24 protein-coding genes are annotated in these 21,235 nt (G+C 36.2%); 6 read left to right on the top strand and 18 right to left on the bottom strand.

Annotation, left to right across the window (positions count from 1 at the left end; genetic code table 11):
- Position 1 precedes the first annotated feature (1 nt).
- From G9C87_RS13765 to G9C87_RS13825, 13 genes are all read right to left on the bottom strand, one after another.
- The gene (locus G9C87_RS13765; RefSeq protein WP_172282080.1) at positions 2-433 is read right to left on the bottom strand and encodes a nucleoside deaminase; all 432 of its coding nucleotides are present in this window, start codon (positions 431-433) and stop codon (positions 2-4) included.
- Positions 434-437: 4 nt separating this feature from the next.
- Positions 438-1,049, bottom strand: a complete 612-nt coding sequence (locus G9C87_RS13770) for an energy transducer TonB (protein ID WP_172282082.1) — start codon at positions 1,047-1,049, stop codon at positions 438-440.
- Complete coding sequence (locus G9C87_RS13775; RefSeq protein ID WP_228457011.1) at positions 1,042-1,671, bottom strand: energy transducer TonB; 630 nt, start codon at positions 1,669-1,671, stop codon at positions 1,042-1,044. Before G9C87_RS13775 ends, G9C87_RS13770 begins: the two co-directional genes overlap by 8 nt.
- Positions 1,672-1,727: 56 nt before the next feature.
- Positions 1,728-2,648, bottom strand: coding sequence for a helix-turn-helix transcriptional regulator (locus G9C87_RS13780; protein WP_172282084.1), 921 nt, complete (start codon positions 2,646-2,648; stop codon positions 1,728-1,730).
- A 271-nt stretch (positions 2,649-2,919) separates the two neighbouring features.
- A complete protein-coding gene (locus tag G9C87_RS13785; protein ID WP_172282087.1) occupies positions 2,920-3,093 on the bottom strand; it encodes a hypothetical protein in 174 nt (57 codons plus the stop codon).
- A gap of 190 nt (positions 3,094-3,283) precedes the next feature.
- The gene (locus G9C87_RS13790; RefSeq protein ID WP_172282088.1) at positions 3,284-3,841 is read right to left on the bottom strand and encodes a hypothetical protein; all 558 of its coding nucleotides are present in this window, start codon (positions 3,839-3,841) and stop codon (positions 3,284-3,286) included.
- Between the two features lies 1 nt (position 3,842).
- Positions 3,843-4,526 carry a hypothetical protein gene (locus tag G9C87_RS13795; protein WP_172282090.1) on the bottom strand — a complete coding sequence of 228 codons (684 nt, stop codon included), beginning with the start codon at positions 4,524-4,526 and terminating at the stop codon, positions 3,843-3,845.
- Positions 4,527-4,593: 67 nt separating this feature from the next.
- Positions 4,594-5,166 carry a DUF2589 domain-containing protein gene (locus tag G9C87_RS13800; protein WP_172282092.1) on the bottom strand — a complete coding sequence of 191 codons (573 nt, stop codon included), beginning with the start codon at positions 5,164-5,166 and terminating at the stop codon, positions 4,594-4,596.
- Between the two features lie 307 nt (positions 5,167-5,473).
- On the bottom strand, positions 5,474-6,511 hold the full coding sequence (locus G9C87_RS13805) for a patatin-like phospholipase family protein (RefSeq protein WP_172282094.1): 1,038 nt from the start codon (positions 6,509-6,511) through the stop codon (positions 5,474-5,476).
- A 188-nt stretch (positions 6,512-6,699) separates the two neighbouring features.
- Positions 6,700-7,200 (bottom strand): M15 family metallopeptidase, encoded by a 501-nt coding sequence (locus G9C87_RS13810; RefSeq protein WP_172282095.1) that lies wholly within the window; start codon positions 7,198-7,200, stop codon positions 6,700-6,702.
- A 191-nt stretch (positions 7,201-7,391) separates the two neighbouring features.
- Positions 7,392-8,006, bottom strand: coding sequence for a YdeI/OmpD-associated family protein (locus G9C87_RS13815; protein WP_172282097.1), 615 nt, complete (start codon positions 8,004-8,006; stop codon positions 7,392-7,394).
- A 7-nt stretch (positions 8,007-8,013) separates the two neighbouring features.
- Positions 8,014-9,141: a serine hydrolase domain-containing protein gene (locus G9C87_RS13820; protein WP_172282099.1), complete on the bottom strand. Its 1,128-nt coding sequence runs from the start codon at positions 9,139-9,141 to the stop codon at positions 8,014-8,016.
- Positions 9,142-9,224: 83 nt separating this feature from the next.
- Complete coding sequence (locus G9C87_RS13825; protein WP_172282101.1) at positions 9,225-10,766, bottom strand: glycine--tRNA ligase; 1,542 nt, start codon at positions 10,764-10,766, stop codon at positions 9,225-9,227.
- Between the two features lie 213 nt (positions 10,767-10,979).
- On the opposite strand from G9C87_RS13825, the gene G9C87_RS13830 reads away from it, so the two are divergent.
- From G9C87_RS13830 to G9C87_RS13840, 3 genes are all read left to right on the top strand, one after another.
- Positions 10,980-12,035 carry an alpha/beta hydrolase gene (locus G9C87_RS13830; RefSeq protein WP_172282103.1) on the top strand — a complete coding sequence of 352 codons (1,056 nt, stop codon included), beginning with the start codon at positions 10,980-10,982 and terminating at the stop codon, positions 12,033-12,035.
- Positions 12,036-12,109: 74 nt separating this feature from the next.
- Positions 12,110-12,805, top strand: coding sequence for a pseudouridine synthase (locus tag G9C87_RS13835; RefSeq protein WP_172282105.1), 696 nt, complete (start codon positions 12,110-12,112; stop codon positions 12,803-12,805).
- A gap of 99 nt (positions 12,806-12,904) precedes the next feature.
- Entirely contained in the window at positions 12,905-13,927 is a 1,023-nt protein-coding gene (locus G9C87_RS13840) for a quinone-dependent dihydroorotate dehydrogenase (RefSeq protein WP_172282107.1), read from the top strand.
- 43 nt (positions 13,928-13,970) lie between these two features.
- On the opposite strand, the gene G9C87_RS13845 is transcribed toward G9C87_RS13840, so the two are convergent.
- Both G9C87_RS13845 and G9C87_RS13850 read right to left on the bottom strand, forming a co-directional pair.
- Complete coding sequence (locus tag G9C87_RS13845; RefSeq protein WP_172282109.1) at positions 13,971-14,855, bottom strand: hypothetical protein; 885 nt, start codon at positions 14,853-14,855, stop codon at positions 13,971-13,973.
- A 29-nt stretch (positions 14,856-14,884) separates the two neighbouring features.
- A complete protein-coding gene (locus G9C87_RS13850) occupies positions 14,885-16,129 on the bottom strand; it encodes a DUF445 domain-containing protein (protein WP_172282110.1) in 1,245 nt (414 codons plus the stop codon).
- 105 nt (positions 16,130-16,234) lie between these two features.
- Between G9C87_RS13850 and msrB the strand changes: the two genes are divergently transcribed.
- The 3 genes from msrB to G9C87_RS13865 all read left to right on the top strand — a co-directional run bounded on the left by msrB (position 16,235) and on the right by G9C87_RS13865 (position 18,227).
- Positions 16,235-16,678 (top strand): peptide-methionine (R)-S-oxide reductase MsrB, encoded by a 444-nt coding sequence (gene msrB, locus G9C87_RS13855; RefSeq protein ID WP_172282112.1) that lies wholly within the window; start codon positions 16,235-16,237, stop codon positions 16,676-16,678.
- A 354-nt stretch (positions 16,679-17,032) separates the two neighbouring features.
- On the top strand, positions 17,033-17,791 hold the full coding sequence (locus tag G9C87_RS13860) for a murein L,D-transpeptidase catalytic domain family protein (protein WP_172282113.1): 759 nt from the start codon (positions 17,033-17,035) through the stop codon (positions 17,789-17,791).
- A gap of 55 nt (positions 17,792-17,846) precedes the next feature.
- On the top strand, positions 17,847-18,227 hold the full coding sequence (locus tag G9C87_RS13865) for a hypothetical protein (RefSeq protein ID WP_172282115.1): 381 nt from the start codon (positions 17,847-17,849) through the stop codon (positions 18,225-18,227).
- A 52-nt stretch (positions 18,228-18,279) separates the two neighbouring features.
- On the opposite strand, the gene fabF is transcribed toward G9C87_RS13865, so the two are convergent.
- From fabF to G9C87_RS13880, 3 genes are read right to left on the bottom strand one after another with little or no spacing between them, the layout of a single operon-like run.
- Positions 18,280-19,521 carry a beta-ketoacyl-ACP synthase II gene (fabF, locus tag G9C87_RS13870; RefSeq protein WP_172282117.1) on the bottom strand — a complete coding sequence of 414 codons (1,242 nt, stop codon included), beginning with the start codon at positions 19,519-19,521 and terminating at the stop codon, positions 18,280-18,282.
- A 2-nt stretch (positions 19,522-19,523) separates the two neighbouring features.
- Positions 19,524-19,949 carry a PaaI family thioesterase gene (locus G9C87_RS13875; protein WP_172282119.1) on the bottom strand — a complete coding sequence of 142 codons (426 nt, stop codon included), beginning with the start codon at positions 19,947-19,949 and terminating at the stop codon, positions 19,524-19,526.
- A gap of 9 nt (positions 19,950-19,958) precedes the next feature.
- Complete coding sequence (locus tag G9C87_RS13880; protein ID WP_172282121.1) at positions 19,959-21,227, bottom strand: acetyl-CoA C-acetyltransferase; 1,269 nt, start codon at positions 21,225-21,227, stop codon at positions 19,959-19,961.
- Positions 21,228-21,235: the final 8 nt, after the last annotated feature.

Genomic DNA, 21,235 nt, shown 5'->3' on the forward strand with positions numbered 1-21,235 from the left:
CTTATCTCTTTGATCTGAAAAACTCTTTAACGATTGCCGAACATTCGTGTTCCATAATTCCTGTAACTACTTCAGTTTTGGGGTGGAGGCTGAGGTGTTTATTGATAAAGCCTCTTTGCTCGTCTCTTGCGCCAATAACTATCTTGGATATTTGTGACCAGGCCAGTGCCCCTGAACACATGACACAAGGCTCTAAAGTAACATACAATGTGCAATTGATCAGGTATTTTCCTCCTAAAAAATTTGCTGCAGAAGTAATCGCCTGCATTTCTGCATGAGCCGTTACATCATTAAGGGTTTCGGTTAAATTATGTGCCCGTGCAATAACACGGTTATTGGAAACGACTACACAGCCGATCGGAACCTCATCTTTTTCGAAAGCCAGCTCTGCTTCCTGGAAAGCCATCTTCATAAAGTATTCGTCAGTAAACATATAATTAAAATTGAATTGTTAGGGGAAGACGCATCCTGTATCTTACAGTGTAACCATCAATCCTTGCTGGTTCCCATGTGCCATCAGACAAATATACCGCAAGTTCAGCTTGTTTATTAAAATCCTCGTTATCACCGACTCCTTTTACTTCAACAATGGACCCATCTTTGTCAAAAATAAAATTTACTATACAACTGATTTTTCCATCCGCATTAATAGTGCCAGCATAAAAATTATCTAAAATTTCCTGTTTAAACTGATTGATTCCTTTAGAATATTCTGCCACAATCTCTCGCTTTTCGTCTAACTTTTTAACAGAAGGGATATCAGATTTATGAGTAGATTCATAAAGTTTCATCCTCGTAAGCTCCTCTAAATACTCATTATTTCTTTTAAGTTCTAAGACTGAAATAGCAGCATTCTTTTTTACTATAAATTCATTCAACTGTTTCTTAGATAGTTTTTGGATAATAGAACTTTGGGATGCATTTTCTATTTTTTCAAATTCAGAAGCGTATTTATTTTTAATTATTCGAAGTCCTTCTGTCTGCTGAGAATAATAAAAAGAGAATAATAAAATTAGATAAAAAGTACAGTACTTCTTCACGTTATTCAATAGTCATAGTTAGTGGAAGTTTAAAACGATATCTAACGGGATCACCGTTGATGATTGCTGGAGAAAATTTTTCTGAAAGAGAATATAATGCAATCTGGGCCTGGCGATTAAAAGTGAAATTATCGCCCTGTGCTTCTACATTGCTGATAGTGCCATCCTTCTCCACGATAAAAGCAACATTGGCTTTTACTGTTTTCTCTTCTGAGAAGACTCCATCAATATAGAACAAATGGGCGACCTCTTGCCTCAGAGCATTAATACCGCCAGGATAATCTGCTGACTTGTCTGTAATGGGAAAGATTTCCGGGGCCTTTTCGGGGATTGCCATTCTGTTTTCCAACCGGATTCTGCTGAGGTCTTCAGTATTTTTTACTCTTAATAGAGCTCCGATTAACGCAACATTTTCTATACTATCCATTTTTTTCATGAAAAAAATAAAATCCTGCTTAATGGCTGCTTTTTGAAAATTACCGGTTTCAGCATCAAACTTTTTTCTGAACTCGGTGTTCAGCATACTGCGATGCTGATTATAATAGTTTTTTACCTGCTTAAACTCTTCCCGTTGCTGAGAGAAGAATATTGCAGAACAAAAACAGCATAATAACAGTAATAAAGATTTCAAATTATGGATATTTATGTAAAAATAGTCAAAAAAACTTAATTCAAAATGAACCTTTTTTAGTCTTCCAGATAGCTGTTTAATGATTCTTTCAGATGATTGCGGATTTCATCAACTAAAGATTTAGGTTCAAGGACTTTTACCTCTTTTCCGTAAGAAAGGATTTCCTGCATAAAATCATAAGTAGGATGCAAAAAGAACTCAAAGTATATATCTTCAGGAGTTTCTTTAATCTCATTTTGAGATTGGTGAAGCGGAAAACTTTTGATATATTCTCCCTGATGACGTGAGCATTTCAATGTGATTTTCTGAGGTTTTTGTTCTGTTAAATTCATAACCCCGAATGCATTTTTAAAATATTCGCGGAAGTTATAACGATATTTTTCCCGGAATTTGGTCTTACTTACATCCAGGTAATTGATCCGGTCCAGTCCAAACGATTTAAGTGCTTTATCATTGGTATCTATAGCAATGAGATACCATCTGCCTTTAGATTCTTTTAATGCTAAAGGGTGTACTTTTCTTGATGTCATAACTTTATTTTTGTAATTGTAATGTTCAAAAGAAACGACACGTTTATTACGAATGGCAAAGAAAAGATCATAGAAATGCTCTACACCCGTTGGTTTTCGGGATTCAAAAAAGATGTATCCTGAAAAATCCGGATGAACATTTAAAGCATTACTTACCTGAAAGGATTCCAGGAGTTTCTGGTTATACTCATCCACTTCCATCGTTGGACGGCTTTCTATATAATAACGGTTATCACCTTTCTTCTTATTATGGATAGAAAGGTTAAAAAGATCAGATATCTCACGGATATCCCTCTGAAGAGTACGGATGGAGTAACTCTTAATATCAGCGTCCTGAAATTCAAAAGAATTTAAAAGATAATCTTCCAGCTGAGAATAGGTCGCAGGAGCACTTTCTAATTTTTTAATAATCAGAGCATATCTTGTTAAGTAAAAATCTTTTTTCATTCGGGCTAATTTTATTTAAAGCTTTCCAGTCAGTTATTTCAAATGGAACGCAAGCGTTTCACGGTTAAAGTTTTATAATACAAATATATGCTCTTAATGCGACAAAATATGTCGTATTTTTGTTTTTTTAAATGAGTTTCTGGAATCATTTCTTTCTGAACGCTAAAAAGGTAAAAAGTTCCGGCTATCCAATAATGATGATTGGTGTTTAAAAGGTATTATGGAGCTGTGAGATTATCAGATAGCAACGGAACTTCATAACTAACAAGGTTTATAAATAAATATCGTCTTCGAGGATCTCATTCTCAAAATCTTCTTTGAAAAAGAGCTCAATATCATTGAGATAGTTTTCATAATCTATCTCCACATTTTCGATGTCACTCCACTCTATAGTGTAGAGATCGGTATCAAAAATTATATCTGGATTGTGATTTGGTGTTTCCATGTCGTGTGTTTTAAAGATTGAACATATTTTAGGCTGTTCAGCATTAATTAATGTTGAATTCAATGGCTTTTGAAAGTTTTTAAAGATTGTTTTTTTGTGCCTTGGTCTATGATTCAAAAGTAGAAAGAGGGGACGACAAAACTTGACGTATTAAAAAAAATAACTCAAAAAAATTGAGCTATTTTTTAGATTAGGAGAAATCTTCAAGGTCTATTTCATCGGCAATCAGCATACTAATGTCCATCTCTGAAAGCATTGATTTAAGTTTGATTCCTCCGGGTTTTAGGTCCGCATCGGAAAGGATATACCACCACACTTTTTGAACAAAATCATTGAAGTCTATTTCCCTGGTATACTGCAGTCCTTTTTTTTGTGCTGTTATGGTAAGTATCTGTTTTGTGATGTCCCTACACTCATTCATTTTCCCTTCGTGAGGTGCTAAAACCTGAATTACACAGTTTTGTACATCATACAGAAGGTTGGCTGCAATTTTTATCTGGTTTTTCTTTGTGTTAAAACCTCTTTCATCACTGTATTTAGCTGCCAGAATTTTACTTCTGAATCCTGCAATTTCAGAAACCTCACTGATATTATTATGGGAAAAAATCTCTTCTACAGACTTTAGCCATGATAATGTTTTTTCAATAAAGAAAGGTTCCTTTTTTTCTAATGCAGTAACGATCACAGGAAACTCCTGAAGATTATCCTTTAACTGGGAAACCAGAATGAATTGTGATTTCTTTACCATATTATTCAGGAATTAAGGTTTCTATAATATTTCCGTTAATGTCTTCATATCTGGACCATTCCATTCCTGCTTCACTTACACTCATTTTAGCATAGATCAGGCATTTGGCATCCAGTTCCATCAGTCTACTTGCTTCCACAATAATTTCGTAATCGTCGATCTTTTCTATGATTTTCCTTGCTTCCCGAACAACTCTGTTCAGGATACTCTGCTGGAAAAACTGAGGGTCTGTTTGCCTCCAGCTGAAATTGGGCAACGACTGACAGAATTCCAGTGTATATTTGGGAATTGGATCAAAATATTGTATTTGTGAATCGGTAATGATAGAAGTATTATCGTCTTGTATTTTTTTGATAGCATCATTATAATAAACTTCAAGATCCACCAGAAAAGCCCTCAGGCTTTGATCGCTTTTAATATCGGAAGGATTATAATTGGTCTTAGCTATTTTAATAATCTCGTCGTAAGCAAAATCTCTAAAGGCCATGATGGGCGAATTGCCTGCCGTAGCGAAAGGTATTGTAAGATCTACAGTTCCGACTTTCATTCTTGGAATGGAAAAATGTTTCAGTAGGTCGTCTTGTGCGTATTCTTTTGCAATCTGTACTGTTTGGAGGTCTGCCATTTTTCTGGCAGAAGCAATTTCAGAAACAATTCCTCCCAAATATTGATTCAATTTTGGCATGATAAGTTTTTTATATTTAAAAGTTTAAAAGAGATGGCTGCCCGGGCAGCCATCTGAATAAATGAGATTAAGCAGTTGGTGCAGCAGCATTAGCTACAATAGCATCTTCCAGCATGTCCATAATCTTTGCAAGACCGGCAGGTAGTTCATCATTTACAGCTTTTACATGTACTCCCAACGTATATGTTTTTTCTGTGGTAGAAGTACTTGAAGTGGTCTTCTTATAAGCAGCTGAAGCGTTGAATTTTACTTTCCAGATTTTTGCACTTATGGATGCACTTCCGGAAAACTCACTTGAAGCAGACTGTGTCTCTACTGAATTTAATTTTGCGTTAAAATCAATGGTCATTTCATCGATTCTCAAAGCCGGAATCGTAAGCATGGAAAGAAAAGGCACCTGTAAGGTAACTTCAGATTGTGTCACCGTATCATTTGCACCAGGTACGGATTTCTTATATTTGAAATCTACATATCTTAGCTCTTTTGCTTTAGGGTGTCCTTCCGGATAGAACCCGACTTCTTTGATGAAATCCACTTGTGAAATAGAGGCATCATGTTGAGCTTTAATGGCTGCTTGCATCGGTCCTCCGATATAAACACTGAAATCCAAACTGTTTAATTCTTGTACTAAATTTGCCATAATTTAAAATTGTTAAGGTTATTAATTGGTTAATAATATATAGTAGTGCTAGCAGACTAATATTCTATAGGTAATACATATCCTGGCTCAGTTTTCATAAACTGAAACTAAAAACGGATTAAAATTAATAGGGATATTTGAGGGTTGAAGCAGATTGTTAGCTTTAGTTTCCCTGGTTATTTTGTTATTTCAAAGATAATTAGTTGTGGCGTCAAAACTCGTCGTGTTATAAAATATTTCTGTTGAGAACAAATATTTATCTATATAAGCTTTAAAGCTTATTATCGCATCATATAAGCTTAAAAGCTTATATTTTGTTTTTAATGAGCTTCTGTACAATTTGATTTAATGTTTCTCTGTTATCATCAATATAGCTCAATCCAGCCTGGATCAGATTTTCAATATTCGAACGTCTTACGTTATCCATAGCCGGAGATGCATTCTTTAATGAAGGATTGATACGATAATAATTTTTTTGATTTCTTAACCCTAATGTCTGAAACATCTGACATAACTGATAATCTACGGTTTCTGCATTCGCAGACATCAGAATGTCAATTATAGGAGTTACCCAGCCGATTTTTCCTGCTTTTTCCAGTTTTTTGAAAGAATAACTTCGGGATTCAATCCCGGTCCCTATTGATACGATGATCATATCATTAACAGTGGGGTGGTTGGCTTTCTGATGATTTTTCAATACTTCGGCAAAAGGAATTTTTCTTGCTTCGGCATACGCACAAAGTGCAGGATTATTGGCGAACATCCCTCCGTCGATAAGGTTGAAAAGCTGTCCGTACATCGATTTTATCTGGACCGGACTAAAATAGGTGGGTGCCGCCGAAGTTGCCCTGCAAACATCTTTTACATAAAAATTATCAGTACTTAGGCTGGCTTCCCATGAATTAAAAAGTTTAGCTCTTCTGTTTTCTATATCATAGCTCGTAATTAAACATGGTTTTATCAATTCCTTTAACTCAAGATGTCCAAAAAAATCATTCAGATTTTTCTCAAGTGCTTCCTGAGAAATCTTCTCATTAATCAATCCAAAAGGGTTTACAAGTTTCTCCCAAAAAGAAACCTGGAATATGTTACCCCCCTTTTCAGCATACAGCTCTAACCCTTTTTGAATAGAGTATTTTGCTTTTCGATGTTCATCGGGACATAAAATAATTGAAGCGATTAGTCCTCCCGTGCTGCTTCCTGCTACCAAATCAAAATAATCTCCAAGTTTTGCATTGGGCTTATCATAATATTGGAGCTGCTCTTCTATATAGCGTAAAATAATACAGGTGATAATGCCTCTTATTCCGCCGCCGTCTAAAGAAAGAATGGTTGTCTTTTTCATTTGTTGATATTAATTGTTAATAGAACACTTACAATCTTTAATATTCAAAACCATGGGTCATTCTTCGGGATAAAACAATTTTTTTTATCATGCAGACTTTGTTTGCTTTTGTTGTTTTCTTGTAAAGTAAAGATAGGCGGAGAAAGCGACAGAACTTGTCGTATTATAATTATTTTCAATAAAAAAGATTAAAAAATAATATATCCGGCTTTGTCCCTTGCCATTTTAGAAAGGGTTTTCCAGGTGGTTTTTACAAGCCCTTTTTGGGTTGGAAAATTCTTTTTTTCGAAGTGAGGAAGGTCTTTAAACGTTTTCCAGTTTCCTCCCCAATCCCAGCCGTGCTTCGCGAAAATTTTGACACATTCATACCAGTCTGCTATTCCGTCATTATCCCAGTCTTTTGCAGTGTCCCAGCTTGCTGTTTTCCCATCTATCATCAAACAAATATCCACCGCCAAACCATAATTGTGGATACTTTGTCCGGCTTTGGCATTGGTCACTTTTTTTCCGGAGGTAATTCGTCCTATTGCATAGAGCTTTTCCTGTTCTTCAAAGGACCGTAAACCTTGCGTAATTCTTACTTTTGCTCTTCCGGTGAGGGCTTCGTCACATTCTTTAATGATTTGCTTTACTTCCGCTCTTACCAGAGGGTGAAGTTTTTCTATTCTTTCTAAGGTCACTTTATCCATAATTACAAAATTTAGTCTTTTTAGAAAACAAAAGTAGATATGGATAGCGCCAAAACTTGACGTATATTAGAATGAATTCAACGGGTGTGGAATTAAGTTTTGCAATACAGGGAGTTTATAGCCTGTTTCCATCTCTGCCAGTGACTGAGAGATGATTTTTTAGATGCGTAAATAAGATAAAAGATAATGATTTAGGATTTTTTCTCATATTTCCAATTTCTTCCTTTACCTTCTTCTATCCATTCAAGAGCTTGTTCTATCCTTTTATTTCTTGTAGCTTCAGTTTTTGCTTCGGTAATCCAATTGATATACTCTTTTCTAAAAGATGGAGATTTTGATTCAAATACTTTTAAAGCATTTTTATTTTGCTGTAAAGCTTTATTGAAATAATCGGGAATTTCAGTTTCTGTTTTTATTGGAGGTGTTTTTTTCATGGTTACTCCCATATCTGTTAGTTCCATAGCCTCAAGAATGGCTTTTTTCAAGAGAGCTTTTGAAGGGAGTTCTTCTATTTTAGTAATCTTACCTAAGCTAAACATCGAAGTTTTCTCAGCTGTCGTTTCCAATTCTGCAATGGTTTTCATTTCCCCGTGAAGCCAAAATCCAAGGCTGCAATATTGTTTGAATGAAGTAATGGAACAAAGTATTTTGCCTTTGTACATAAAAGTAGGAAATTTCCATTTGATCGCCTCTTCTGCATCAGGGCAAAACTCATGAACCGTTTCCCGAAGGTAGCGTAAGATGGGTTTTGCAAAATCGGGGGATTTTTCGATATATTCATCAACCTGTGCGCTATATTTTTTCATGATCCTTTTAATTAAATAATTTTACTGTTTCATTCACAAGAAATCTTACCTGGTCTGGTCTTCCTCTGTCATTTTTAGGGGAATTCTCATAGCTTCCTGTTCTTACAATAACCATGTTGTGATCTGGTACCATAATGATATACTGACCTTGAAGTCCAAGAAAATAATAGTGTTTAATAGGATTGTCATGATTAATCCAGAGCCCCATCCCATAGATGTATTCGGATTTTTTTGTAGGGGTTCTCATCAGCTCAATAAAATCAGAATTAAGAACCTTGATACCATCTACCTTGCCATCATCCAGGAATAGCTGTCCGAGCTTTGCAAAATCCCTGGAATTGGAATGAATACAGCAATATGTCTTTTCCATTCGGCTATTATCTACACTCCATTCGGCATTTTGCTCCATGCCTAAAGGAGTCCAGAATTTTTCAGATAAGTAGCTTGCGAGTGTTTGGTTTATTGATTTCTTTATGGCAAATCCCAATAGCTGAGTAGAACCACTTTGATACTCAAACCGTGTCCCGGGTTCTGCTTTAAATCTTTTTGAAAAAGTAGCTTTTAAGAGACTCCTTCCGTAATAGGCTTTTGCATTAGGGCGGAAAGGATTTTTATAATCTTCGTCCCAATCCAGGCCAGATTCCATTTGGGCCAGGTTTTTAAGAGTTAGCTGATTACCTAATTCCTTGTTTTTAAAATCTTCGAAAAAGCTGGAGAATTTTTCATCAATACTTTTTATTTTACCTTCTTCAAGAGCCTTTCCCAGGAGCATTACAGTCACTGCTTTTGCCATAGAAAAAGAATTTGTTTTAGAAAGCTGGTTATAGCCATTCCAGTATTGCTCATGAAGCAATTTCCCATTTTTAATCACTAAAAAAGAGGCTGTATTGGATTGGATGAGGTTTTCAACGATTGTTTTAGGTAAAGAGCTTTTGTTATAAGCAGGATCTTCTTCCCAAAGCTTTGGAGACTCTGTCGAAATAATATTGCTGGGAAACAGTTTTCCGTCGTCAATGTTGGCACTTGATTTACCTTTCAGATAAGTTTTGGCAATTCCACTGAATAAATAATCATATCCGAAAAGGTAAGCAAAAGCTACACCTGCAGCAGCTCCGCCGATAATATATTTTAGCATTTGTTTAAGATCTGTCTTAAACAAATTTAAAATAAATTAGGGGATAGCAATAAAAAAAGCCCTGAAAAATCAAGGCTCTGTATTTATATTTTAGAAAGTAAATTTCTGAAGTTGGTTTTCTCATCAATGATCCTTCTCAGGTCTGCTACAGGAACCCTTTCCTGTTTCATTGTATCCCTGTCTCTGATGGTTACCGTATGATCCGTAAGAGAATCGTGATCTATTGTTATACAATAAGGAGTACCAATAGCGTCCTGTCTTCTGTATCGTTTTCCGATCGCATCTTTCTCTTCGTAGAATAGATTGAAATCGTATTTCAGATCATTGAATATATTTTCTGCATATTCAGCCAATCCATCTTTCTTCATTAATGGCAAGATAGCAGCTTTGATAGGCGCCAACGCAGGAGGTAAAGATAATACCGTTCTTTCCGAACCGTCTTCCAGTACTTCGTCTCTCAGGCAGTGAGAGAAGATTGAAAGGAACAATCTGTCTAAACCAACTGAAGTTTCCACAACATAAGGAACATAGTTTTCATTTCTTTCAGGATCGAAGAACTGAAGCTTTCTTCCTGAATACTCTTCGTGGGCTTTGAGGTCGAAATCGGTTCTTGAGTGAATACCTTCCAGTTCTTTGAAACCAAAAGGGAAATTAAATTCGATATCTGCTGCAGCGTTCGCGTAATGCGCTAATTTTTCATGATCATGAAATCTGTAATTTTCATCACCTAGACCTAGTGCACGGTGCCAATTCAGACGTTTTTGCTTCCATTGTTCGTAGAATTCAAGTTCAGTTCCCGGTGCTACAAAAAATTGCATCTCCATTTGTTCGAATTCACGCATTCTGAAAATAAACTGTCTTGCCACAATCTCATTTCTGAAGGCTTTTCCGATCTGGGCAATACCAAAAGGAAGTTTATGACGTGATGTTTTTTGTACGTTTAAGAAGTTAACGAAAATACCCTGAGCTGTTTCTGGTCTAAGATAAAGATCCATTGCAGAATCTGCAGAAGCTCCCAGTTTTGTTCCGAACATCAGATTGAATTGTCTTACTTCCGTCCAGTTTTTGGAACCTGTATCAGGATCTGCAATTTCAAGCTCTTCAATTAAAGCTTTTACATCAGCAAGATCTTCATTTTCAAGGGACTTTGCCAACCTGGAAAGGATAGCCTCTCTTTTTGCCCTGTACTCCAGAATTTTTGGATTTGTAGCAACAAACTGATCTTTATCAAAAGCATCACCGAATCTTTTCGCTGCCTTTTCTATTTCTTTGTTCTCTTTATCTTCAATTTTAGCACAATAATCTTCAACTAAAACGTCTGCTCTGAAACGTTTCTTAGAATCCTTGTTATCAATCAACGGATCATTAAATGCATCCACGTGGCCCGAAGCTTTCCAAGTAGTAGGGTGCATCAGGATGGCTGAATCAATACCTACAATATTTTCGTTAAGCTGTACCATCGCTTTCCACCAATATTGTTTGATATTATTTTTCAGTTCAGCTCCGTTCTGCCCATAATCATAAACAGCGGATAAACCGTCATAGATCTCACTGGAAGGGAAAATAAAACCATATTCTTTAGCGTGAGAAATCACTTTCTTGAAAACATCTTCTTGCTTTGCCATAATTTTTTTACGTCTGATTTGCAAAAATATGAATTTGGATTCCAAAATCATGAAATTCAACAAAAAAAGCGGCTAAAAAAGAAATTTTCTTTCTCTTTTGATTTTTAGCGAACTAAGAATCTATCTTTTTGGAAAGAAAATATGAATATGATTGTTTTTATTGTCTTATTTTGAGACAATTTGTCGAAATTTGTTTTGATTAAAGATTTTACGATGAGAAAAATCAGTTTTATATTTTTGGCTTTTATTTTGTCTGTTCATCTGTTTTCTGCCCAGAAAATACCTGAAGGAAAAGTGGTGACAACTTTCATTACCGCAAAAACACTTCATAACAAAGCGGGTGAAAACCCTAAGCGGAGAATTTCAGTTTATCTTCCTCCGGATTATGAAAAATCTTTAAAAAGGTATCCTGTTATATATTATTTACACGGTTTTTTTTGGAATGACAGTCTTTTGGTAGGCAGTGATAGAATCAATCATATTATCGATCGCGCAATCGAAGCAAAAAAGATAAAACCTGTAATTATTGTTATGCCTGATGAAAGTACGGTTTTTAAGGGAAGCTTCTATGCCAATTCGAAATCTTCCGGAAACTGGTCCGATTTCACTTCTCTTGAACTGGTGGATTTTATTGATAAAAATTATAGAACGATTTCCAGTAAAGACAGTCGCGGAATTTCAGGACATTCTATGGGTGGAAACGGAGCGCTTCGAAATGCATTTCTTCATCCGGATGTTTTTTCATCTGTATACGCTTTATCTCCGGGAATTCTGGATGCCAGGTATTTTGCTTTGACAGAAATTGAATCTTATAAAAACGTACAGAATATTAAAGAAGTCAAGGATCTTTCAAAACCTGAAAACTCAAGAACCAATATTATTTTTGCCATTGCCAGAGCTTATAACGGAAATGTGAATAAGCCTCCTTTCTTTGCTGATCTCCCATTTTCTTTTCAGGGAGATGATCTGAAAATAGACGCTCCTATCCTGGACGAACTCAAGAAAAATTCTACTTCAGAGCTGGTTTTCACACAATATGAAAACATCAAAAAACTGAAGGCGATAAAATTCGATTGGGGCCGAAATGATGAGCTGAAGCATATTCCACCAAGCTGTATGAGTTTAAGCAAAAATCTTGAAATATTAAAAATAAAGCATGAAGCCGAAGAATATATCGGAACACATGGAAGTGAGGTTAGCAAAGAAAATGGACGAATTGAAAATCAAATGTTACCTTTTTTCAATATGCATTTGAAGTTTGAGGAATAATATACTATAAAATTTTCCATAGTATTTCCGTAGCAGTTAAGAGTAAATAGATAAGAATCCTCTATTTTTGCTCCATGTTAGAAATTCTTTATCGCGACGAACATCTTATTGCCATCAACAAACCGAGCGGTTTACTGGTGCATAAGTCCTTTTACTCCGGGGAAGCGGATACTTATGCTATTCAGGAACTGAGAAAGCAGATTGGTCAAAAAGTTTATCCGGTGCATCGCCTTGATAGAAAAACTTCAGGAGTTTTGCTGTTTACTTTAGATAAAGAAACTTTGCGAACAATGAGTGACCAGTTTGCATCACGGGAGGTGGAAAAGAAATACATCGCAATTCTTCGTGGTTGGGCAAAGGAAGAAGAAACCATTGATTATGATTTAGTTAATGAAGACGAGGTAAAGCAAAAAGCGGTTACGTATTATCATCGTTTACAGACTTCAGAAATAGAATTGCCTTTTTTAAAACATCAGACGTCAAGATATTGTTTAGTTGAAGCCATTCCAGAAACGGGGCGGTTTCATCAGCTGAGAAAACACTTTAAGCATATTCTGCATCCTATTTTAGGCTGTCGTAAGCATGGATGCAATAAACAAAACAAGTTGTGGCTTCAGACATTTGGCATCAACAAAATGACGCTTCATGCCCATCAATTGGTTTTTAATCATCCGGTTTCTAATGAAAGGATTACGGTAAATGCAACAGTAGACGATGAGTTTAAAAGAGTAGGAGGCATTCTCAATTTCGATTTGAGCTCGTATTCTTAACCTCTCATATTTTGTCGTTTCAATTTCATTTTGATAAAATATCAAAAGTTAATACGACCATTAATTTTAATTTGAGTATTTTTGTCAAACTTTTTTTCAATGTACAAAAGTATCATCAGACCCATTCTGTTCAAATTTGATCCCGAGGAAGTTCATCATTTAACATTTTCAATGCTTAAGAATTTTGGATTTCTTACCAAACTATTTTTTCCTAAACCAATTGAAGATAAACGTCTTGAAAGAGAAGTTTTTGGCTTGAAATTTAAAAATCCGGTAGGCTTGGCAGCCGGTTTTGATAAGAATGCAGTGCTTTTTGAAGAACTCGCTGATCTTGGTTTTGGTTTTGTGGAAATCGGAACACTTACACCCAAAGGCCAACCGGGAAATGACAAGAAAAGACTTTTTCGCTTAAAAGAAGATTCAGCCATTATCAATAGGATGGGCTTCAATAATGAAGGAGTAGATGCTGCTGTTGAAAGGCTTAAGAAAAATAAAAATGTACTGATCGGGGGGAATATCGGGAAAAATAAAGTAACTCCTAATGAAGAAGCGGTAAATGATTACAAAATTTGTTTTGAGAAACTTTTCCCGTATGTAGACTATTTTGTTGTTAATGTAAGCTCGCCTAATACACCCAACCTTCGGGAACTTCAGGATAAAGAACCTTTGACTCAGCTTTTGGGAACTTTGCAACAAATGAATAACGGAAAAGCCAATCCAAAACCAATCCTTCTAAAAATAGCACCTGATCTATCCGATGATCAGTTGTTGGACATTATCGATATTGTAAAAGATACTAAAATAGCGGGAGTTATAGCAACCAATACTACACTTTCCCGCGAGAATCTTAATTCCGAGAATAAATCTGAAACCGGAGGATTATCAGGAAAACCACTAACTAAAAGATCTACAGAAGTGATCCGTTTTCTTTCTGAAAAGAGTGGTAGAGCATTTCCGATTATCGGAGTGGGAGGAATCCATTCTGCAAAAGATGCAATTGAGAAGCTTGATGCAGGAGCAAGCCTTATCCAGCTTTATACAGGATTTATTTATGAGGGTCCGGAATTGATCAATGAGATCAACAAAGAACTTTTAAAAAGGGCTTCAAGATTACCTAGATAAGGAAGCATATTCCAAATCTGATCAGTAATGGAAGGCCTTGCATCTATTTTGATTTTGTAACTGAAGCATTGTTACGATCTACAACCAAGGTATAAGCAGGGCTTGTTGTTGTCTTTTTAATAGCGAACTTTAAAACTTTAGAATCTTTAGTTTTGGTTACTACAGTATCGTAAATATTATTGATACAACTTTCTGTAAGAAAATCTTCGTGTTTTTTATAGTTCCAGTCGCTGGTAAAGTATAATACCCTATAGCCCTTTTCTCCTTCACTGGCACCACACATTCCGCAGGCATTGAAATTGGACGTATGCTCAAAATATAACAGAATCCTGTTTCCCGATTGATCTGAAACGTATGATACCAGTTCATTACCTCCGTAAGAATCTATAAAATCATAGGTGTTTATTTTTTTATTATTGGGCAGGATCAGATAATTATTAAATCTGTAGATCATGTTGTTTTTGGTAAACAAACTTGCAGATTGTGCTTTATTTCCTAAAATAAATTTACCTTGGACTTCTTTATTGGACCGATCATTTTTAAAAATGAAGCTTTCTTTGGGGTTCAGCGTCTTAGCAATACTGTCAGCTTTTTCAATCCATTGAGGTGATGTGATTTTTTCTCCCAATATTTTTGAACTCTGTTTTTGCTTATTTCCAAAATTATAGAGGTATAGGTTTCCATAATCGTAAATACCGGTTAGCGAAATTTTTTTCTGATATTTATCGTAGAAATACCAGCCGTCTACAAAGTGCTGATATTGGCTGCAATCCACGATACCCCTATAATGCAATTGCATCGTAACAGGAATTCCTGCAACTTCCCCTTTAAAGATCTGGGAAGAATCAGTAACTACTTTGAGTTCTATTTTTTGAGCGAGGGAGTAGAAGCCTATGGAACACAGGAGTAATAAAAATAGGTTTTTCATGCGGTTTTTATGGTTAGTTTTTAGTTGTATTAAATAAAGAAATGAGCAATTGTATAAATGATCAATCCAACCAATCCACCCACTAATGTACCATTTACGCGGATAAACTGTAGGTCTTTACCCACCTCAAGCTCCATTTTCTCACTTAATTCTTTGCCTTTCCAGTTTCCGACAGTGGAGCTGATGAGGTTTCCAAATTGGTGAGTGTTTCTCAGAATATATTTATAGGCAGTAACGCGTACCCAGTGATCTATTTTGTTTTGAAGTTTTTCGTCAGTTTTTAAGTTCTCTGAAAACTCATTTAAATTTTTGGAGATATAATTTTTTAAAGAAGAGTGATCTTCCTGAAGTTCTTTTGTTAAAGTGTTTTTAATGGAAGACCAGATGTCATTCGAATACTGGCTGAGTTTATCGTTTTTAAGGATCTCATTTTTAATGTTCTTAAACTCACCTTCCCATTTAGGGTCTTCTTTCAAATCCGATGAAAATTCATAGATCTTCTTTGAGATTAATGATCTGATTTCATGTTGAGGATCTTCCTCCACTTCTTTAAAGAAATCGGATAATCCATTGGCAATTTTTTCTGCAATTTTACTGTCAACAAATGAAGGGATAAAAGAATAGCTTCCTTTTTTTACACGCTCCTCGATCATCTCATCATTTTCAATGATGTATTCTTTGATTTGTTTTGATAGATTGGTTATAATCCGCTGATGGTCATTTTTATCCAGCAAATAATTAATTCCGTTTCCAATAATCACATTAAGCTTTATCCCATTGGACATTTCGGAGACTTTTTTGGTAATAAAATCACTGACCACTGAATCGTCAAGCTTATTGAGGATATCCAGAACAATATCGGATAGATTTTTAATTAAAATTTCCTGGTTTTTTTCTTTGGTAAGCCATTCGCCTACGAAATTGGATATTTTAAGTTTCTGAATGTAAGGGCGTATGTTCTGTGGTGAAAGGAAATTGGTCACTACAAAACTTCCGAGATTATCTCCGAGTCTTTCTTTGCTGTTTTCAATCAGGTTGGTATGTGGAATAGGAAGCCCCAGTGGATGTCGGAATAAAGCGGTTACGGCAAACCAATCGGCTAGGGCTCCCACCATTGCAGCCTCGGAGAATGCGCGGACGTATCCTATCCAATGTGAAGGATTTGTCTTTTGAAGGACTGTTGTAATGACAAAAATAATTGCCATCAGTACAAATAATCCTGTCGCAAATGCTTTGTATTTTCTTAGTTGTTTTCTTTTGGCTTCATCATTCATATGATCAAATTTAGTAAATTTGGTTATGAAATTTTTAATTTCATTAATACTAATTGTTTTTCTGCAATCATATTCGCAGAATCATAACCCATCAAAATTACATCTATGGAAAACGAAGCAAAAAACAATCCATACTATTCAAGAACAGATACCACAAAACTGGAAGTTCCCAATGAAGAATGGAAGAAAATCCTGGCTCCCGATTTGTACGCCGTATCAAGAGAAGCTGCTACTGAAAGAGCTTTCACGGGAAAATATAATGAGTTCGATGAAACAGGTGAATATTATTGTGCCGTTTGCGGAAACCATTTATTTCGCTCTACCTCAAAGTTTGCAAGCAGTTGCGGATGGCCCAGCTTTTTTGAAGCGGATAAAGAAGGAGTTTATTATAAAAGAGATACAACTTATGGAATGGAAAGAGTAGAGGTGCTTTGTAAACGTTGTGATTCGCATTTGGGACATGTTTTTGATGATGGTCCCAAACCAACAGGACTACGTTATTGTATGAATTCTGTAAGTCTGGAATTTGTCCCGGATTCTAAAAACTAGATTTTCGATGAATAGTTCTATCTGATCTTTACTATTTTCAATGAATCTACAGTAAGTAAGAATTTTCTTAATATAAAGATGCCTATTGCAGAATATTAAATTATTGAAGATTTATATGCAGGAATTCCTTGCGAAGTATTTTTTCATGTTATAGCAAAACCCGTAAAATCGCAGTATCGCATAAAATCAATGCGACAGGAATTGACCCGAAATGCGTTGAAATAACGGCTTTAATTCACAGAATCAGGAAGTTAAAGTTTCTTAAATAGCGTTAAACTTCGGTTTGTTTTTCCTGTCGCGTAATTATGTTTTTATAATTTTGCCCCACTAATTTATATTTTACATAGTTATTGAATGAAAGGATTATATAGCCTCTTGGGCTTTGCATACATGGTTACAACTTCATTTTACATTTCTCCGGAGAAAACGAATTTAAGAAGTGAAACCATTGGCACAGAAAAAATTGAAAGAGTAGCTGACACGAAATCTGAGAAGACAACCAATGCGGTATCTTCGTCAGAAGAATTATATAAATCAATTGCATTCGAACCAGGACATGAACTTAATGAAGAGGTGTTCTTTAAAGCCTTAACAGGATTTGAAAATTTAAAAAAAGCAGGATTACTGAGCCAGGATTCACACTTACTGACAGTCTGCGATTTTTCGATGTCCTCCAATACCAACAGGCTATGGGTAATTGATACACAGGAAAAGAAAGTATTGTTTAATTCTTTGGTTGCCCATGGTAAAAATACAGGAGAGGAGTTTGCAACCAATTTTTCAAATAATGAAAGCTCGCTTCAAAGCAGTATGGGATTCTATATTACTGATGCTACCTATAACGGAGATAACGGATATTCTCTAAGGTTGCTTGGGATGGATAAAGGATTTAATGATGCGGCTTACAGAAGAGCGATTGTAATGCACGGAGCAAATTATGTAAGTGAAGAATTTGCAGCAATGCATAAAAGAATCGGGAGAAGCTGGGGATGTCCTGCCATTCCGAAAGACCTTACGGCTCCAATTATTAATACCATAAAAGGAAGAAATTGTCTGTTTATTTATTATCCGGATCAAAATTATCTTTCTTCCTCAGAGTGGTTAAAGTCTTAATAAGAATTGTTATCAATAAGCATAAAGACGATTTGAACATAAACTAAAAGGTCGTATGAAATCTACAGGTGAGTATATTCCTGCTTTCAGGTTATCGAGTAATCCGGATCAGACAAGCAGGTTTGAGAAAGGTAAAATACCCACTTTGAAGCCCATGAATACCAGGACTTTTTGGATTAGTACGATAACAGAAGAATGGGAAAAACATACACATCCGGCTCCACGGAGACAGTATGTGATCACATTAAAAGGAAATATTTTATTTAAGGTTAGTGATGGTTCTACATTTCTAATTGAACCGGGAATAATTCTTATAGCAGAGGATACTGATGGAGTTGGACATAGTTGGGAAATAGTGGAAGGAGAAAAATGGGAAAGACTTTATATTCCAATTGAAGAGGGGGGAGATGATTTTTTTATTCCTGAATCAGAATAAAATAGAAAGCAGTCAATTTTGACTGCTTTTTTATTTTTATTAAACTAATTCCTTAGCTAAACTTCTTGAAAATCAAGGTCGCATTATGTCCACCGAATCCGAAAGCATTACTTAAAGCATACGTAATATCTTTTTCTTTAGCCTCATTAAATACGATATTGACATCTTTAGGGATGGCAGGATCTATCTCGTGAAGATTAATGGTTGGAGGAATGATTCCGTTCTCAATTGCTTTAATTGAAAGTATGGCTTCCGCAGCACCCGCTGCCCCTAATAAGTGTCCTGTCATTGATTTTGTACCACTTATATCAAGTTTTTTACTTCCTTTGAAAAGGCTGTTGATCGCTTTTAATTCAATAAGATCTCCTAAAGGCGTTGAGGTCGCGTGGGGATTGATATAATCGATGTCTTCTGCATTAATTCCGGCTTCGTTAAGAGATAGCTGCATAGCTTTTATAGCACCTGCTCCTTCAGGATGCGGAGCGGTCATGTGATAAGCATCTGCTGTCATGGCAGCACCTACCAGTTCGGCATAGATTTTTGCTCCTCTGCTTTTGGCATGTTCATATTCTTCAAGGACCAATGATCCTGCTCCTTCACCGATTACAAAACCATCTCTGTCTACATCATAAGGACGGCTTGCTGTAGCAAAATCGTCGTTTCGCGTAGACATTGCTTTCATGCCGGAGAATCCGCCCACGGAAGCTGGAGTAATACCAGCCTCTGAACCTCCGCTGATGATTACTTTTGCTTTACCCAAACGGATATAATTAAAAGCATCCATTAAAGCTGTATTTCCGGTGGCACACGCGGAAACTGTCGTATAGTTGATTCCCTGCAGTCCGTATTTCATAGAAATCATTCCTGAAGCCATGTTGGCAATGAATTTTGGAACGAAGAACGGATTGAAACGCGGTATGCCCTCACCACCATAATATTCTGCGACTTCATTTTCGAAGGTTAGCATACCTCCCTGTCCTGTTCCCCAGATAACACCTGTATCAAAAGGATCCATCGTCTCAAAATCCAATCCTGAATCTTCAATTGCTTCAGCAGAGGCATACATTGCATACTGAGTGAAGAGATCACTTCTTTTTATTTCATTATGGTTCAAATATTTTTTAGGGTCGAAATCTTTTACCTCACAAGCAAAATGAACTTTAAATTTTTCAGCATTAAAATGCTTGATTAAAGCCGCTCCGCTTACTCCATTAATACTGTTTTGCCAGAAATCTGCGACATTGTTTCCCAAGGGTGTAACTGCACCCAGTCCTGTAATGACAACTCTTTTCATACTTAGTTACTGATTTTAAATAAATTGGAGGTTCCTCTAGCAATGAGTCTTGTTTTATCTGCGTTCCATATCTCGCATTGGGCATTTACAAATTGCTTCCCCCTTTTAATGATTTTAGTTTCGGCTACAATATTATCATTTTCTTTCGCAGTTGAAAAATAATCGATGACATTATTTATGGTTGTAATGAAAGAATTTTCATTTAAGGAAAACATCGTAGCACCGATGATGTCATCCACAATAGCCGCGGTTACTCCGCCATGAAGATTACCGATTGGATTCAGCCATTCCGGGCGAACGGTATATTGAAACTCCAGATTTCCTTCCTCTACAGAAATTACAATAGGATTCAGCCATTTCATAAATGGAGAAGGGGACTGATCAAATTCTTTTCCAATAAATTGTCTTAATTGTTCTAATCGATCCATATAATACTTTTACTTTTCTATAATCATGGTGACACCTTGCCCTCTTGCTGCACAAATAGAAATAAAACCTTTCCCGCTTCCTTTTTGGTTTAAAAGCTTAGCCAGTGTAGCGATAATTCTGCCTCCGGTTGCGGCAAACGGGTGAGCAGCTGCAAGGCTTCCGCCTTTTACATTCAGCTTATTTCTGTCTATTTTTCCCAAAGCTTTTTCTAATCCGAATTTTTTGGCGAAGTCATCATTCTCCCAGATCTTAATTGTTGCCAAAATTTGTGCTGCAAAAGCTTCGTGGATTTCGTAATAATCAAAATCTTCAAGGTTCATTCCTGCTTTTTTCAACATTCTGTCTGCGGCAAAAACCGGTGCAAGAAGTAAATTTTGTCTGTTTTCCACATATTCTATTCCTGCTATTTCGGAAAAGGTAATATAGGCCAGGATGGGAAGATTGTTGGCCTTAGCCCATTCCTCACTGGCCAATAAGACAGCAGAGGCCCCATCTGTAAATGGAGTAGAATTTCCTGCAGTGAGTGTTCCGTTTTGTTTATCAAATGCGGGTTTTAACTGAGCCAGTTTTTCAAGGCTTGTATCAAGGCGTAAATTATTATCCTTCTCTAAACCAAATGCGGGTGTGATCATATCATTGAAGAATCCTTCCTCGTAAGCCTTAGCCATATTTTGGTGACTTTTGAAAGCCAGCTGATCCTGGTCTTCACGTGATATCTGATAATATTTTGCGGTAATTTCAGTATGTTCACCCATTACCAATCCTGTTTTAGGTTCCTGTCCCTTGTATGGAATAGGCATCCAGTCTTTCAATGACGGGCTTAAGAGATGTTTCAGCTTTCCAAAAGCTGATTTTTCTTTATTTGCTTTTAAAAGAGCCTTTCTCAATTTGGGGGACGATTCGAAGGGGATATTGCTCATAGCTTCTACTCCGCAGGCGATACCGCTTTCTATTTGTCCAAGGGCGATTTTATTCCCAATATATATAGCTGCTTCGATTCCTGTATCACATGCTTGCTGAAGATCACATGCCGGAGTTGCCGGATCCAGAGATGTATTCATTACTGTTTCTCTGATGAGGTTACTTTCGGATATGTGCTTAATAACTGCTCCGCCTGCAACTTCACCAAGTAGTTTTCCTGTGAGCTGATAACGGTCAATCAGTCCGTTTAAAGCAGAAAGCAGCAAATCCTGATTCCCTTTATCTGCATAAGCAGTGTTCATTCTGGCAAAAGGAATTCTGTTGTATCCTACGATGGCCACTTTTTTTGTTTCCATATGATAAA

Origin of the sequence: Chryseobacterium sp. LAM-KRS1 (assembly GCF_013184525.1) — a bacterium.
Lineage (GTDB): Bacteria > Bacteroidota > Bacteroidia > Flavobacteriales > Weeksellaceae > Chryseobacterium > Chryseobacterium proteolyticum.

Excerpts from the sequence above, each read along its gene's own strand:
- G9C87_RS13830 (WP_172282103.1), top strand. The coding sequence starts at position 10,980 with ATGAGAAAAATCAGTTTTATATTTTTGGCTTTTATTTTGTCTGTTCAT.
- G9C87_RS13800 (WP_172282092.1), bottom strand. The coding sequence starts at position 5,166 with ATGGCAAATTTAGTACAAGAATTAAACAGTTTGGATTTCAGTGTTTAT.
- G9C87_RS13840 (WP_172282107.1), top strand. The coding sequence starts at position 12,905 with ATGTACAAAAGTATCATCAGACCCATTCTGTTCAAATTTGATCCCGAG.
- G9C87_RS13835 (WP_172282105.1), top strand. The coding sequence starts at position 12,110 with ATGTTAGAAATTCTTTATCGCGACGAACATCTTATTGCCATCAACAAA.
- G9C87_RS13805 (WP_172282094.1), bottom strand. The coding sequence starts at position 6,511 with ATGAAAAAGACAACCATTCTTTCTTTAGACGGCGGCGGAATAAGAGGC.
- G9C87_RS13865 (WP_172282115.1), top strand. The coding sequence starts at position 17,847 with ATGAAATCTACAGGTGAGTATATTCCTGCTTTCAGGTTATCGAGTAAT.
- G9C87_RS13790 (WP_172282088.1), bottom strand. The coding sequence starts at position 3,841 with ATGGTAAAGAAATCACAATTCATTCTGGTTTCCCAGTTAAAGGATAAT.
- G9C87_RS13815 (WP_172282097.1), bottom strand. The coding sequence starts at position 8,006 with ATGAAAAAATATAGCGCACAGGTTGATGAATATATCGAAAAATCCCCC.
- G9C87_RS13785 (WP_172282087.1), bottom strand. The coding sequence starts at position 3,093 with ATGGAAACACCAAATCACAATCCAGATATAATTTTTGATACCGATCTC.
- G9C87_RS13860 (WP_172282113.1), top strand. The coding sequence starts at position 17,033 with ATGAAAGGATTATATAGCCTCTTGGGCTTTGCATACATGGTTACAACT.
- G9C87_RS13850 (WP_172282110.1), bottom strand. The coding sequence starts at position 16,129 with ATGAATGATGAAGCCAAAAGAAAACAACTAAGAAAATACAAAGCATTT.
- G9C87_RS13820 (WP_172282099.1), bottom strand. The coding sequence starts at position 9,141 with ATGCTAAAATATATTATCGGCGGAGCTGCTGCAGGTGTAGCTTTTGCT.
- G9C87_RS13765 (WP_172282080.1), bottom strand. The coding sequence starts at position 433 with ATGTTTACTGACGAATACTTTATGAAGATGGCTTTCCAGGAAGCAGAG.
- G9C87_RS13780 (WP_172282084.1), bottom strand. The coding sequence starts at position 2,648 with ATGAAAAAAGATTTTTACTTAACAAGATATGCTCTGATTATTAAAAAA.
- fabF (WP_172282117.1), bottom strand. The coding sequence starts at position 19,521 with ATGAAAAGAGTTGTCATTACAGGACTGGGTGCAGTTACACCCTTGGGA.
- G9C87_RS13810 (WP_172282095.1), bottom strand. The coding sequence starts at position 7,200 with ATGGATAAAGTGACCTTAGAAAGAATAGAAAAACTTCACCCTCTGGTA.
- G9C87_RS13880 (WP_172282121.1), bottom strand. The coding sequence starts at position 21,227 with ATGGAAACAAAAAAAGTGGCCATCGTAGGATACAACAGAATTCCTTTT.
- G9C87_RS13795 (WP_172282090.1), bottom strand. The coding sequence starts at position 4,526 with ATGCCAAAATTGAATCAATATTTGGGAGGAATTGTTTCTGAAATTGCT.
- G9C87_RS13845 (WP_172282109.1), bottom strand. The coding sequence starts at position 14,855 with ATGAAAAACCTATTTTTATTACTCCTGTGTTCCATAGGCTTCTACTCC.
- msrB (WP_172282112.1), top strand. The coding sequence starts at position 16,235 with ATGGAAAACGAAGCAAAAAACAATCCATACTATTCAAGAACAGATACC.
- G9C87_RS13825 (WP_172282101.1), bottom strand. The coding sequence starts at position 10,766 with ATGGCAAAGCAAGAAGATGTTTTCAAGAAAGTGATTTCTCACGCTAAA.
- G9C87_RS13875 (WP_172282119.1), bottom strand. The coding sequence starts at position 19,949 with ATGGATCGATTAGAACAATTAAGACAATTTATTGGAAAAGAATTTGAT.